This is a genomic window from Sulfurimonas sp., from assembly GCF_028713515.1.
Taxonomy (GTDB): Bacteria; Campylobacterota; Campylobacteria; order Campylobacterales; family Sulfurimonadaceae; genus Sulfurimonas.
The window spans coordinates 1-14568 of sequence record NZ_JAQTOD010000005.1; the positions used below are offsets into that span (position 1 = coordinate 1).

The 14568-nt window shown below is 35.7% G+C and carries 15 protein-coding genes; 8 read left to right on the plus strand and 7 right to left on the minus strand.

Annotated features, from left to right (window positions below; translation table 11 throughout):
- Window positions 1-20 precede the first annotated feature (20 nt).
- From crcB to PHV22_RS09675, 7 genes are read right to left on the minus strand one after another with little or no spacing between them, the layout of a single operon-like run.
- Complete coding sequence (gene crcB / locus PHV22_RS09645) at window positions 21-407, minus strand: fluoride efflux transporter CrcB (RefSeq protein ID WP_295023450.1); 387 nt, start codon at window positions 405-407, stop codon at window positions 21-23.
- Entirely contained in the window at window positions 376-1074 is a 699-nt protein-coding gene (locus PHV22_RS09650) for a lysophospholipid acyltransferase family protein (protein WP_295023448.1), read from the minus strand. Before PHV22_RS09650 ends, crcB begins: the two co-directional genes overlap by 32 nt.
- On the minus strand, window positions 1052-2188 hold the full coding sequence (locus PHV22_RS09655; protein ID WP_295023447.1) for a hypothetical protein: 1137 nt from the start codon (window positions 2186-2188) through the stop codon (window positions 1052-1054). The genes PHV22_RS09650 and PHV22_RS09655 overlap by 23 nt, the downstream gene beginning before the upstream one ends.
- On the minus strand, window positions 2185-2859 hold the full coding sequence (gene purQ / locus PHV22_RS09660) for a phosphoribosylformylglycinamidine synthase subunit PurQ (RefSeq protein WP_295023445.1): 675 nt from the start codon (window positions 2857-2859) through the stop codon (window positions 2185-2187). The genes PHV22_RS09655 and purQ overlap by 4 nt, the downstream gene beginning before the upstream one ends.
- Window positions 2856-3098, minus strand: coding sequence for a phosphoribosylformylglycinamidine synthase subunit PurS (gene purS / locus PHV22_RS09665; RefSeq protein WP_295023443.1), 243 nt, complete (start codon window positions 3096-3098; stop codon window positions 2856-2858). Before purS ends, purQ begins: the two co-directional genes overlap by 4 nt.
- Window positions 3099-3101: 3 nt before the next feature.
- Complete coding sequence (gene purC / locus PHV22_RS09670) at window positions 3102-3815, minus strand: phosphoribosylaminoimidazolesuccinocarboxamide synthase (protein WP_295023441.1); 714 nt, start codon at window positions 3813-3815, stop codon at window positions 3102-3104.
- A 2-nt stretch (window positions 3816-3817) separates the two neighbouring features.
- Window positions 3818-5152: a S41 family peptidase gene (locus PHV22_RS09675; RefSeq protein ID WP_295023439.1), complete on the minus strand. Its 1335-nt coding sequence runs from the start codon at window positions 5150-5152 to the stop codon at window positions 3818-3820.
- 139 nt (window positions 5153-5291) lie between these two features.
- On the opposite strand from PHV22_RS09675, the gene PHV22_RS09680 reads away from it, so the two are divergent.
- The 8 genes from PHV22_RS09680 (at window position 5292) to PHV22_RS09715 (ending at window position 14559) form a co-directional block, all read left to right on the plus strand.
- Window positions 5292-5732, plus strand: a complete 441-nt coding sequence (locus tag PHV22_RS09680) for a hemerythrin domain-containing protein (RefSeq protein WP_295023437.1) — start codon at window positions 5292-5294, stop codon at window positions 5730-5732.
- 17 nt (window positions 5733-5749) lie between these two features.
- Window positions 5750-7054: a hypothetical protein gene (locus PHV22_RS09685; RefSeq protein ID WP_295023435.1), complete on the plus strand. Its 1305-nt coding sequence runs from the start codon at window positions 5750-5752 to the stop codon at window positions 7052-7054.
- Entirely contained in the window at window positions 7051-7566 is a 516-nt protein-coding gene (locus PHV22_RS09690) for a shikimate kinase (protein ID WP_295023434.1), read from the plus strand. The genes PHV22_RS09685 and PHV22_RS09690 overlap by 4 nt, the downstream gene beginning before the upstream one ends.
- On the plus strand, window positions 7559-7981 hold the full coding sequence (locus tag PHV22_RS09695; RefSeq protein ID WP_295023432.1) for a DUF255 domain-containing protein: 423 nt from the start codon (window positions 7559-7561) through the stop codon (window positions 7979-7981). The genes PHV22_RS09690 and PHV22_RS09695 overlap by 8 nt, the downstream gene beginning before the upstream one ends.
- Window positions 7978-9273 (plus strand): histidinol dehydrogenase, encoded by a 1296-nt coding sequence (gene hisD, locus PHV22_RS09700; RefSeq protein WP_295023430.1) that lies wholly within the window; start codon window positions 7978-7980, stop codon window positions 9271-9273. Before PHV22_RS09695 ends, hisD begins: the two co-directional genes overlap by 4 nt.
- A gap of 343 nt (window positions 9274-9616) precedes the next feature.
- The gene (locus PHV22_RS09705; protein WP_295023428.1) at window positions 9617-10255 is read left to right on the plus strand and encodes a 4Fe-4S dicluster domain-containing protein; all 639 of its coding nucleotides are present in this window, start codon (window positions 9617-9619) and stop codon (window positions 10253-10255) included.
- Window positions 10255-11157, plus strand: coding sequence for an NrfD/PsrC family molybdoenzyme membrane anchor subunit (gene nrfD / locus PHV22_RS09710; RefSeq protein WP_295023426.1), 903 nt, complete (start codon window positions 10255-10257; stop codon window positions 11155-11157). The genes PHV22_RS09705 and nrfD overlap by 1 nt, the downstream gene beginning before the upstream one ends.
- A 12-nt stretch (window positions 11158-11169) precedes the next feature.
- Complete coding sequence (locus PHV22_RS09715; RefSeq protein ID WP_295023423.1) at window positions 11170-14559, plus strand: molybdopterin-dependent oxidoreductase; 3390 nt, start codon at window positions 11170-11172, stop codon at window positions 14557-14559.
- The last annotated feature ends 9 nt before the right edge of the window (window positions 14560-14568 follow it).

Sequence of the window (14568 nt, forward strand, 5' to 3'; positions counted from 1 at the left end):
TTACTTAATACAATTTTTACCTATCTTACAAGAAATTTGGCTATATAAAAACCGCTACCTGCCATGAAAACAGAGCCAATTGCACTGAGAGTAATATTGGCTATAGCTAGGGCAAAGTTGCCACTGTTTAGAAGTAAGAAACTCTCTATCGCAAAAGTAGAATAGGTTGTGAATGCACCTAGAATGCCTGTTGATAAAAATGATTTTATGTGCATAGAAAATAGTTCAGTATACATAAAATAGGCAATTAATACCCCCATAATAAAACTACCTATTAGATTTATTCCGAGTGTTCCAAATGGTAAATCATGCGGTATTTTTTGTGAAATTACACCATTTAGATAAACTCTTAAAATAGCCCCTATAAAACCGCCACTACCTATGGCTAAGATTGTTTGCCAACTCATTATCATAAACCTTTTGCATCTTTTCTCGTAAGCTTTTTAACCACTGATCATCATTGCTGTCCGCTATAAAAGAGTCTAGATATATAACTTTAATTTTTCTAGGTTTATAATAAAACTTTTTTATGTTGTAGCATTTTGCTGTTTCTATTAGAACTATAGGCTGAACACGGAGATTAAATTTATCGGCAATTATTTTTGCGCCACTTTTGAAGTTTAACATTTTCCTAGCTGCTGATCTTGTGCCTTCCGGAAAAATTGCTATTGTTCTACCTTTGTCAAGTCTGTCTTTTGCATCTTTGAGTAATTTTACTAAAGCTGTTCTGCTCTCTCTCTCAACTGCAATATTTTCTGGAAATTTAAGGGCTAAACCAAAAAAAGGAAGATTAAAAAGCTCTTTTTTTGCAACCCAAGTCAAATCTTTTTTTGTGATTGTTTCCAAAATTGCAATATCTAAGTCACTTTGATGATTAAGCAAAAAAATATTTGCAGCAGGATCTGCATAACCTTTTTCTTGTGTAGAAAAGAGTGTAAAAGTTCTGATAAGCCAAGCAGAAAATTTTGGTGCGAATGGTCTGGGGACAAACTTATATATTAAAATCATTAATGTTAATGAGAAAAATATAATTATTGTTGCAAAAAACCAACTAATTCTTGCAAATATCTTCATCTTTAACCCAACCAATTTTTTTATTATTTAGCTGTATCTTTGTCCAATTCTTTGTCTGACCCTCTTTTGAAAGATTATACTCTTCGTCTGTTGTTTCAAATATGGTGCCATTATTTATTGGCAGAAGATAAACCTTAGAGCCTTTCTTGATACACACATCTTTCGACGGAACTGCCAGAAGAGCAATATAGATAATTGGGATAAGTATTAAAACGAGATACTTAGGTTTTTTCTTCCATATGACGACAAAAAATATGATTAGTGCAACAATAGTAGCTAGGCTCATTTTTAGCTGCTCATGCGAGTGATCTATTGGCTGTAGATCACTCTGTGTTGTGACACTATCATCATTTACGACTATTGGGATATCAATTTGAACAAATTTATTTTGCACTAAGTTAAAATATGAAAATGAAAAATTATCAATACTTTTGTCAATAATGGCATAATATGTTATCTTAGAGTCAATATTAGACTCTGTGATAGACTCAACACCCTGCTTAAAAACATCCTTGAGCTTGAATGAAGAAATATAACAATTTTGTGCCGCAGCAATAAAAACAACAATATTATGTAAAGCATCGTAGCTTGTTGTTTTATAGCTAGATATCTCAAAAGAGTCAGCAACAATATTTGCAAAATCTTTTTTTGGATTTAACGCAATAACATCTAACTCTTCACCAAAGAGAGTTGTTTTCTTGTACTCTTTGTCGCCACTACTCAAAAGTGAAGCTTCAAAATCCGGTAACCTTGCGTTAGTATCTGTGACAAGAAAATAAAAGGTGTCATAGTGATTTTTTGCCTCAACTTCTCTTGTTGGAGTTTTACTTAAGAGCTTTACTCCAATAGAGCCAGTTATTTCGTATGTTATATTTGTGAAATCATCAACTAAAGGTAGGGCCTTCACCGTAACTCTTATTATTTCACCCTTTAAAGCTCTTGAAGGAATCTTCTTATACTCTAATGTGATAGCCTGCTCTAGTGATGATTCTTCTTTATTTAAAGTGGTTGCTATATCACTTTGAGAACTAGTTAAATCAGCGTTTGATTCAGTGTCTGAGATTGCAAAAAGAGCTGAGAATAAAAATAGCCATATTAGTACTATTTTTTTCACGCGTTTAAAAATCCTCGTAACATTTTGATTCCATCATCACTTCCAAGCAACAATTCCATTGCTCTCTCTGGGTGTGGCATAAGTCCAAATACATTTTTTTCTTTGTTACAAACTCCAGCAATCGAGTCAATGCTTCCGTTTGGATTTGAGATATTGCCATCTTTATCGGTGTATTTTAAAAGAACTTGATTATTTGCGTAAAGCTCTTTAAGCCCTTTGTTGTCTATAAAATAGTTACCATCATGGTGAGCAATAGGAAGATTTATAACATCGTCATTAGCTAGCTCTTTAAGAAATGTATTGTCGTTGTCCACTACTTTTAAGTGGTGATGCTTTGATAAAAAGTGTAAACCACTATTTCTCATAAGTGCACCAGGGAGCAAACCAGACTCTGCTAAAACTTGAAAACCGTTACAGATGCCCAAAACTTTGCCGCCACCGTTGGCATACTTTATAACAGCTTGCATAACTGGGCTAAAAGTAGCGATTGCACCACTTCTTAGATAATCTCCATAGCTAAATCCACCTGCAACTACTAGCAAGTTTGTATCAGTTGGAATCTCATCTGATTTATGCCACAATATTTCAGTAGTTGCACCAAGAGACTCGAAAGCAGACTTTGTGTCATATTCGCAGTTTGTGCCTGGAAATTGTAGAATTGTTACTTTCATTTAACTATCTCAATTGAGTAGTCTTCAATTACAGTGTTTGCTAAAAGATCCTCACACATCTTAGTAACATCACTTTTTGCTTTTGCCTCATTATTTTCATTTAAATCAAAAATTATCTGCTTGCCCACACGAACATTGTCAACATTGTTAAAACCGATAGAGTTTAGTGCATGATGCACTGCTTTACCTTGAGAATCTAAAACGCCATTTTTTAAAGATACATTTACAACTATTTTCATTGGTTATTTTCCTAATATTCTATTTAAAACTTCTTCATATGCGACTTTTAAGCCACCAAGACCTTGTCTGAATCTATCCTTATCCATCTTCTCACCACTAACACTATCCCAAAAACGACAATTATCTGGGCTAATCTCATCAACAAGTATGATGTTTCCGTCTCTATCTTTTCCAAATTCTAGCTTGAAATCAATAAGATTTAATCCTTTTGTTGCAAAATATGGATGCAGAATGTCATTAATCTCTCTTGCCATACGACGAAGTTTATCAAGTTCATCTTGGTATTTAACTAATCCTAAAATTAAGGCATGTTGATCATTTAACTTTGGATCTCCAAGCGCATCATTTTTATAGTCAAACTCAACGAGCGTAAAAGGAAGAATTGTTCCCTCTTTGATGCCTAGATTTCGGCTCAAGCTTCCAGTTGCGACATTGCGAACTATGACTTCTATTAAGATGACATCAACTTTTTTATGTAGCATATGATTATCATCTAGCATCTTAACAAAATGGGTTTTAATCCCACTTGCCTCTAGTAGTTTAAATAGCTCAGTAGAAATTTTATTGTTAAGCGCACCTTTTCCAGCCTCGCTAGACTTTTTTTCACCATTAAATGCAGTCAAATCGTCTTTAAATTCTGAAATTACCAGATTCTCATCGTCAGTTAGGTATAGTTTTTTTGCTTTTCCCTCGTAAAGTAACTCTCTTTTTTGCATCTCTATTTTCCTTTTACAATAACTAAAGCTTTTATGATATCAATGCCCTCTTTGAGCTGAATATCTTTATTTATTATCTCGTCTGTTATAACAGTTTTCTGGTCCTCTTTTAGTTCTTTTGCTTGTTCTTTTATGGAGTCAACTTTCTCTAGCTCTTCTTTTAAGTGTTTTTTCAAGTCAGACTCTTTTAGTGAGTAATCATTTTTGTTTACTTGAACTTCCCCTGCAGTAACATTTATATCTGGTTTTACACCAACTGCTTGAATTGTTCGCCCACTAGGGAGATAGTATCTAGCAATTGTTAGTTTAATTGCCTCGCTGTCTGTAATAGGTAAAACAGCCTGCACGCTACCTTTCCCAAATGTATTTTGCCCAACAAGAATAGCTCTTTTATGATCTTGAAGGGAGCCACTTACAATCTCACTTGCACTTGCGCTTCCTCCATTGATTAGAACAACCAAGGGAACATCTGTCAGCGTGTTGCTTGCTTTTGCTGTGTATATCTCATCATCTGCCTTTTTGCGACCTTTTTGTGAAACAATATCTCCCTCGCTTACAAAAATATCGACAAGCCCAACAGCTTGGTCAAGCAGTCCACCAGGGTTATTTCTAAGATCTAGAATTATGCCCTTTGTTGTAGCTTTTCTTTTTTTAATAGCTTTTGTTACATCACTAACAACTTTTTTATCAAAGCTTGTTACTCTTATGTACTGAATATCGTTACCAATTGATTTGTCATAGACTGATTCAATTGTTATATTTCCTCTTATAATTTTTATCTCAATAGGTTTTCTTTCCCCATCTCTTACTATTGTTAAGTCAATCGGTTCGCCAATATTGCCACGCATAATAGAAACGGCATCATCAATAGTCATACTTAGAGTTGAAACATTGTTTATTTTTAAGATAATATCACCAGACTTTATGCCCGCTTTGTCTGCGGGAGTTCCTTCGATAGGTGCAATTACAGTTATTGCTCCATCTTTTATGCCAACAGTTATCCCAAGGCCACCAAATTCACCATTTGTCTGTATCTTTAAATTATTAAAATCTTTTTGTTTTAAATAATTTGAGTGGGCGTCAAGATTACTCATCATTCCTTCTAGTGCTTTGTTCATAAGCTCTTCAATGCTAACTTCGTCGACTCCATACTGCTCAACAATAGAGATAACTTTTGTAAATTTTGCAAAAGCTTCAAGTCTTGATAGCTCTTTTTTTGGTTCTACTGCTTTTTCTTTCTCTTTTTTTGTTGACGCAAAAATATCTGTAGAAAAAAGTAAAACCAAAGCGACAATGACAGTAGTAAAGCCAAGCGTAATGTAACTTTTGTTTTTCATAATTTATCCTGTTGAATTTAAAATGGAAGTATAGTAAAAAGATGTTTAAATAACAAATTATAGAATATTGATTTTGGCTAATTTATATTTATACAAATTTTCATATAATACGCAAATTATTATAAAAAAGGTACAAATAATGAGTTCAATAAAAGAGTATTTAAGCGCAGACCATAGCCGTTGTGACGAGCTATTTGCAAATATGGAAGATGCTGTATCAAAATCTATTGATAGTGCGGAAGATGCATATAAGCTTTTTGCTGAGGCAACTGAGAGACACTTTCAGATGGAAGAGAGAGTTATGTTCATGGAGTTTGAACAAAAAACAGGGATGACACAAGGTCCAACTGCTATGATGAGACATGAACACTCTCAAATGAGAAACCTTTTAAAAGAGATGGGCAGTGCGATTGAAGCTAAAGACAGAGATAAATTTTTTGGATACAGTGAAACTCTTATGGTTCTAATGCAACAGCACAATATGAAAGAGGAACAGATGCTTTATACGATGGCACAACAACATCTAAGTGCCGAGTCGGATAGAATTGTTGAGATGATGGAGTGTATGATTGCTGAGTAGGGTTTAGGGATACTAGAGTGGATTTAAATGGCTTATCAGCAGACCAAGCACCACCAATATCATCACCGGCAAGACTCTTTTTAACGGCACCTATTTTCGGTGTTATTGCTGGAATATTAATATTTTTAAGTGATGCTGGAGCGTTAAAGAGTAGATTTTCACTAGAGTCAATCGCCATAACTCATACAATTACGATTGGTTTTTTAGGTTTTGTGATGCTTGGGGCGCTAACTCAAATGTTGCCAGTTTTGGCAGGTGTTAGCGTAAAAAGAGTGGGTATAATAGCAAAAATTTCATATATTTTTTTACTCTTTGGCACACTCTTTATGATTTTTGGACTGCTGCAAAACATCTCAAATATCATTTTAATTTCATCCCTGTTTTTAAGTGGTGGATTTTTGGTTATGATAGTTCCAATGCTGGTTAGTTTAAAGAGTGTTGCAAGTGCTACAGCAAGCACGAGGGCAATAACCACAAGTTTAATTTTTGCTTTTATGGTAATTTTTATAGGGGCCTATCTACTCTCAGGGTACGGAATCCATAAACTATCATCTATGCATCTACTTTTTGCAAATATACATAGTGTATGGGCTGTATTTGGTTTTGCAGGCGTATTGATTATTGGTGTATCATTTCATGTTTTACCGATGTTTTATGTAGCGCCAAAATTTAAGCCTTTTTATATGCGTAGAGTAGTCGGATTTATATCTGCCGGTTTACTGCTGTGGCTAATTTTAAATATGTTTTTGGATTTGTATAGCATTGTGGCAAAGATATGGATAGCAGCTCTTTTCTTGGCTTTTTCTGTAGCTGTTTTTTTAAAGCTAAATGCTCGCCGCCGCCCAATCAGTGATATAACAATTTGGTATTGGAAAAGTGCTACTCTCTTTATGGCTTTTGGTTCTTTTTCTTGGATTATTGATGATTATTTCAATGGCGAGTACGCAGTCATTGTTTCTGTACTGATAGGTGGTGGATTTCTCCTCTCAATAATGATTGGTATGCTTTATAAAATAGTCCCTTTTCTTGTTTGGTTTCATCTTAATGCAAAAGGCTATATGAGTATTCCGACAATGAATGAAATGATAGATAAGAAATTAACGAGAATTCAATTTGTTTTATTTGTTTTATCCTTGGCTGGTTTTGTTTTTTCGTTCTTTATCTCATTTTTGCTACCAATATTTGCTGCTCTTTTTATTGTTAGTATGCTTATTTTAGAGTACAATATTGTCTCTCCAATTTTAATATACATAAAAATACTCAAGACAAAACCAGATTTTGATATGAGTCTTTTTTTGATGAGTACAGAAGGTAAAGATTGAAAAATATTATATTAATCGGATTTATGGGTGTTGGTAAGGGTAGTGTTGCGCGAGAAGTCGTTAAGCTTTCTGAGTATACTGCGGTTGATACTGACGATTTGATAGAAAGTATGGAAAATAAAACTGTAAAAAAAATATTTTCTCAAGATGGTGAAAAATATTTTAGAGATTTAGAAAAAAAAGTTTCTCTTTGGCTTGAGAGTAGTGTTAAAAACACACTGATTTCAACTGGTGGCGGATTTTATAAACAAGAAAATCTTAAAAATATTGGTACGGTTGTTTTGTTAAACTCATCATTTGATAAAATAGTTGGGCGAATAAAAAATCATCCAAATGCAAAAAGTAAGATTAAAAAGAGACCGCTTCTTAAGGATTTGAAAAAAGCCAGAGAGTTGTATGATCAGCGATTGCCTCAGTACTTAAGTGTGGCTGATATAGTTATCGATGTGACTGAAAAATGTGCACTAGAGTGCGCCAAAGAACTTCTCCAAAAGGTAGGTAAAAATGCGTAAATTTTTTATATGTATGTTGCTTTTGTTTGCAATAAATGCTTCAGCGGCAGAGATTAAGTGGGCGAAAGATTTTAATAGCGGTGTAGAGCAGGCTAAAAAGATAAATAAGCCAATTTTGTTTGTTTCTTCAAGACACACTTGTAAATATTGTGTGATTTTAGATAACACAACTTTTAAAGATAAGAAAGTTATAGATGAGTTAAATAAAAACTTTGTATCTATTATCTCTTATAGTGATGAAAATGATTATATGCCAAAAGAGTTATGGCAGCCAGGAACTCCTGCTATTTGGTTTTTGTTTCCAAGCGGGACTCCGATGTATCAGCCTTTGATGGGGGCTGTTGATCCGGATAATTTTTTAAAAGCATTGCAAATTATTAAAGATGAACACAGCAAGCAAAAAGAAAAGAAATGATATCTATAAACTCAAAAGATAGTGACTTTAGTTCTAGATTTGATGAACTTTTACAAAGAGGCAAAATGGATATGGCACATGTTAGTGTCATTGTTGGAAGTATCATAAATGAGATAAAGCAGAACAAGAATAGCGCGTTAAAAGGGCATATTGCAAAATTTGATAGTTGGACGCCAAAAAATGACGAAGATTTGAAAATATGCACAGACTCTATGCGCCAAGCTTACGAAAATTTAGATGAAAAGCTAAAGAGTGCATTGCATTTGTCATATGACAGAATCAAGAGCTATCATCAAAAACAAAAACCTCAATCTTGGTTTGATACGGAGTCAAATGGAACTATTTTAGGGCAGAAAGTAACACCCGTTGATAGTGCCGGTCTTTATATCCCAGGAGGGAAAGCTGCATACCCATCATCACTTTTGATGAATGTTATTCCTGCTCAAGTTGCTGGAGTTGAGCAGATTATAGTTTGTACTCCAACACCAGACAATGAGCCAAATGAACTACTGTTGGCTGCTTGTCATCTATGTGGTGTAAGCGAAGTCTATAAAGTTGGTGGAGCGAGTGCTATCGCTGCTATGGCGTATGGAACAGAGACAATTCCCAAGGTTGATGTTATTACTGGACCAGGAAATATATTTGTTGCAACAGCAAAAAAAATGGTTTTTGGAGATGTTAATATAGATATGATAGCTGGACCAAGCGAGATAGGGATATTGGCGGACGATAGTGCAAATCCAAACCATATAGCAATTGATCTACTTTCTCAGGCTGAACATGACGAGATGGCGAGTTCCATACTAATCACTCCATCACAAAAACTGGCTGATACCGTAAAAATTGAGATAGAAAATTGGCTACTAAAACTTCCAAGAGAGGTGATTGCTAGAAAATCAATAGAAGAGCGAGGTGCTATAATAGTAACCAGAAATATGGAAGAAGCGATAGAACTTATGAACAAAATTGCACCGGAACATTTAGAGGTTGCAACAAATAATCCATTTGAGTTTTTGCCATCCATCAAGCACGCTGGTGCTATTTTCTTGGGACACAACACTCCTGAAGCTATTGGTGATTATGTAGCTGGACCAAATCATACTCTCCCAACTGGAGGAACGGCCAAGTTCTACTCTCCACTTGGAGTTGAGAACTTTATGAAAAAAAGCTCTATTATCTCTTTTAGCCAAAAAGCAATCAATGAAATCGGCGAAGAGTGTGCGCTTATTGCAAGCATTGAGGGATTGAGTGCGCATGAACAATCAGTTAGAGTTAGACTTAATAATAAATAAGCTGTAAAATATACTTAACATCGATTACTTTGCATGCAACACTGCCAATGCCTCTCTTTGATATAAAAGGGAGATGCTCAACCTTTAATCAAGCATTTACTCTCTCTTCGCTTTGTATAGTTTTTCTATTTTATAATTAAAAAATTATATAGTTATATTCAGTTAAGCCTTGAACGATAAAATAATAAAATTATCACATTTTTATAACAATTTTAAGCTTTATATAGGTAATATACTTGTGATATAAAAAGTTTTTTTTATTAAAAGATGGAAATACTTTTTAAATATTTATTAAATTTATAAATCTTAACACTTGCCTATCGAGAGGGCATAAGGAGAATATATGCAATTGGGTTTCCTAGTTGACTTACATCTATGTATGGGATGTAAAGGGTGTGAAATCGCATGTAAAGTGGAAAATGAAGTTCCACTTAGTACATGGAGGCTTCGCGTAAAATATGTAGATGTTGGAACTTTTCCTGAAACAAAAAGAACATTTACTCCGCTTAGATGTAATCACTGTGAAAATGCTCCATGTGAGAGAATTTGCCCAGTTAGTGCGCTTCATTATCTTGAAAATGGTATAGTAAACATCGACAAAGAGCGCTGTATTGGTTGTGCTGGTTGTGTTATGGCGTGTCCATATGGAGCAATCTATATTGATCCACAAACACAAACTGCCGATAAATGTACATATTGTGCACATAGAGTTGCTTCATCTATGATGCCTGCTTGTGTTGTTGCTTGTCCAGTTCAAGCAAATATTTTTGGTGATTTAGAAGATCCAAAATCAAATATTTCTAAGTACATTCAAGTTCATCAAGGTGGAGTTCAAGTTCGTAAGCCAGAAAAAGGAACCAACCCTCATCACTATTATGTAGGAGGTGGAAATGTTACACTTAACCCTCTTGCATCAGTAAGAGAGAATGGACACACACTCTTTAGCAATATAAAAACACTTCCAATAGGGGGACACCACTAATGACACATGAAATTTTAGCAGCTACAAATGCTGTTGTTACTTTAGATGTGGCTTTGCCGGGTATAGTTTGGCCTTGGTTAGTTACTGTTAATATGTGGGCGAAAAGCATTGGTACTGGTGTGATTTTTATGCTTTTTATACTTCTTAGAATGTATCCAGAACAAGCAAATAAGCTTAGATTTCCAACAGCTTTAGTTTCTATAGTATTTATAAGTATATTTTTACTATTTACTTTAGCTGATTTACATCAACCTTTTAGGATGTGGCATATATTTTTCTATCCACATGTAACATCGGCAATTACGGTTGGAGCATGGATGGCTTCAATATTTATGGGGTTATTAACTCTTTTAGCGTATCAGTCGTATATCAAAAAAGATAATGCCGCATATGATAAAACACTTTTGTGGACAGCTATTTTAGCTATTCCAGTAACTCTTTATACTGCTGGCTTGATGGCACAATGTACTGCTCGTGAACTGTGGCAAATGCCAACAGAATCGGCTCAGATGATTTTAGCAGCACTTTTATCAGGTTCTGCATTTATGATTCTAATGAGTGGAAGAAAGCTTAGCTATGAGGCAAAAAATACACTGGGCATGATTCTTGGGCTTAGTGCTTTGATGTCTTTTATCATCTATATGTCAGAGTATATCTTTGGACCTATGAAAGCAGAAGAAGTTGCAGCCGTTCTTGAGTATATAAAAGGCAATGGACAATACACTGTTGCGTTTTGGGTTGGTCAATGGATGACTTACCTTTTACCAATGTTGTTGATTGTTTTAAGTAGAACAAGTAGAAGCGAAGGCATATTGAAGCTCGCAGCAATTTTATCGTTGTTTGGTTTGGCTATCGTAAAACATGTATGGCTGATTATTCCACAATTATTACCAATGAGTTAGGGAGAGATATTAATGTATTTAGAAAGTAGAAGAACATTTTTAAAAGGTGCTGCATTTACTGTTGCAGGTGCCGCTATTGCAAAGGGTGTTTTTGCGACGGATGCTGTTGCAGAATCTGTTAGTAATAGTAAGTTTACAAACATACCAGACTCTTTATCATTTTATCCTCCAATGGAACAATGGGGTGATTTTAAAGAGTTAGACGGAACCGACTGGAAAAGAGGCGGGATAGACCGTCATGGTGTAAAAAGTGACTCTAATCCAGATGGTATAGAAGTTAATGATTTTATTATAGTTCCAACTGCATGTTCTAACTGCGAGGCTTCTTGTGGATTAACTGCTTGGATTGATAAAAAAACATTTACTGTTAAAAAATATATGGGTAATCCTCTGCATCCTGGTTCTCGTGGCCGTAACTGCGCTAAAGGTTACGCAGTTCAATCTCAAATGTATGATCCGGATCGTATAGCATTTCCACTAAAAAGAGCTCCAGGTTCTGCTCGTGGAGAGGGCAAGTGGATTCGTACTACTTGGGATGAAGCGATGACAACTATTGGTAAAAAAATCGGTGACACTATTAGAGTTGGCGACGAGTTATCAAAAAAATCAGTAATGTTCCATGTAGGAAGACCAAACGAGAACGGCTTTGTGCCTGCTATCTGGCACACACTAGGTTTGGATTCTTACAACTCACACACAAATATCTGTTCAGCAAATGGTCGTACAGCTACGATTCAATTTTCAAATGATGACAGAACATCCCCGGATTGGGCAAATGCTAAGCTTATTTTCTTAAACTCTTCTCATGCTGCAGATGCTGGACACTATTTTGCTCAATCGGCTGCATTTATTGCGGACGCAAGAGCAAAAGGTGCGAAGTTAGTTGTTATGGATCCTCGTTTATCTAACTCTGCTGGTATGTCAGACCTTTGGATAGCGGCTTGGCCTGGTACTGAACCTGCTATTTATCTCTACTTAGTTCAAAGAATTTTAAGTGAAAATCAAGTAAATAAAGAGTTTGTAAAAAAATGGATAAATTGGGAAGTGTTTATGGATAACACTAAGTACTTACAGTTTATGGTAAAAAAAGGGTTTATATCTAAAGTTCCAACCAGCAACACTTTTGATGCTTTCATTGAAGTTTTAAAAGAACTTTACGCTCCATATACACTTGATTATGCAGTAAAAGAGACACATGTTCCTGCATATAAGCTAGAGGCTCTATATGATATGTTTATCTGGGCAGGTGAAGCTATCTCTACCTATTTCTGGAGAGCTTCAATGGCTGGTAATCGTGGTTCTTGGATGGGTGGCAAAGCAGGTTATTTTTCTTTAGCTCTTCGTGGTGCAATTGGACCAAAAGGCGGTACTTTCTTTCATCACTGGCATGTTATATCTGTTGCTGGAAAAGGCGGAAGTTCAACTGTAGGACAAGGAAAAGCTGGAGTTGATGTTCCTAAGATAGATGTTTACAATGAGCTTACATATCCACCAGAGTGGCCACTATCAAGCTACGAGATGTCATTCCTTTTACCACATCTTCTCTCAGATACAGAGTGGCAGAAAAAGTGGAATGCTAAAGGGCTGAAAGTTCCAGAGAAATTAGCTGTTTATATTCCTCGTATGTACAATCCTGTTTGGATTAATCCAGATGGATTTAGATGGTTGCAGGTTCTAAAAGATGAGAAAAAAATGGAACTGACAATGAATCTTTCTCCTGTGTGGAGTGAGACAAACTGGTATATGGATTATGTTTTACCTGTTGGACTAGCTGGAGAGCGACATGACCAACATTCAGAAGCTACAATGCCAGCTCGTTGGACATCATTCCGTCAACCAGTTTTAAGAGTAGCGCTTGAAAAAGCTGGATGGAAACCGAAAAACCCTGCTCGTGCAACGCTTGAAGCACATATAAAAGCTGGGCTTGGCGAAGTTTGGGAAGATAATGAGTTCTGGTTTGAAATGTGTGTAAACTACATCGACCCAACAGGTGACCTTGGAATCAAGAAAATGTGGGAATCTAAGAAGAATCCTGGAAAACCTGTAACTATTGCAGAGTGGTATGATGCCGCGTTTGGCGATAACTTACCAAATCTTAAAGAAACAGCAACTACTGATACAAGATATAAAAATGCAGAGTACCCAGTCTATGAATACATGAGAGATCATGGGGCTTGGATGGAAGAGAATCATATCTATTCTCCACAAGAGCGTGAAGTTAAAGATGATGGCGTTAACTACATTTCTCATGGACATAAGTTTGAGAAAAAACATGCTCATACAAACCCAAGAACTGGGGTTATATCGGTAGAAGAAAACGGAGAGAAAGAGTCAATCGGAATAGAGATTAATGGTAAAAAATATGAAGGTTTTGAAACATTAGATAAAAAACTTAACTTCTTTGTTGAGTGGCTTGCTGACGATTGGAAATGGCCAGAATACGCGATTCCATTCTATCCAAGAAATGAGAAAGAGAAAAAAGAGATGCCTCATATCGTCTCTCATGTAAATCACTCTTATATGACAGAGAAGAACTCTTATGCGTTAAATACTGTATTTAGATTACCGTACAATATCCATACTCGTTCGGCGAATTCTAAGCATTTGATGGAGATTTCTCAAAATCATGACCCAATTTGGATTTCAACTCTAGATGCAAAACGACAGAACTTTAAGCGCGGAGATGCTATTAGAGTACGAATTGTGGATAGTGTTTCTGGGTTAGAGTCTGGTTATTTTGTAGCTATGGCTGTTCCTACAGAAGGCGTTCTTCCTGGAACTCTGGCTTGTTCTCACCATGGAGGACGCTGGAAACTTATAAACTCAGTAACTATTCCAAATGGTGTAACTGATGGAAAAATTGATCCAAATATTGTGCCAAGAAATATTAACGACCCTAAATTTATCGCACATGCAGTTGAAAATGTTGGTAAAACTGCTGGTCAAATAAAAATTGAGGACTATAGTGGTACTGCAGGTATAAACAGTTTTGGAGTTCCTACTGCGGAAATTCAAATGGACGGAAAAGTTGGAAAACTAAAGTATATCGAGGGAATTAAGCCATTTAAAGCTGAAAGATTTGCTAAGTACAACAGAGACAGTGGAAATATCTGGTGGGATGGACTAAGTGGTACATGGCAAAATGCGGTTGCCGCACCACATCCAGACCCAGTTTCAGGTATGCATTGTTGGCACCAAAAGGTTATTTTAGAACCTGCACAACCTGGTGATAAAATCGGCGATATTCATGTTAGCTATGACAACAATTTTAAAGTATATCAAGCTTGGAGAGAGCTCACTCGTGGCTTAGATGAAAACTCTAAGATTCGTCGCCCTAGACATGTAAAGAGACCATGGGTTCCTTTATCTCGTAAAGCGTACGATGTGAAGATTAGTAAATAGTTTACTCTC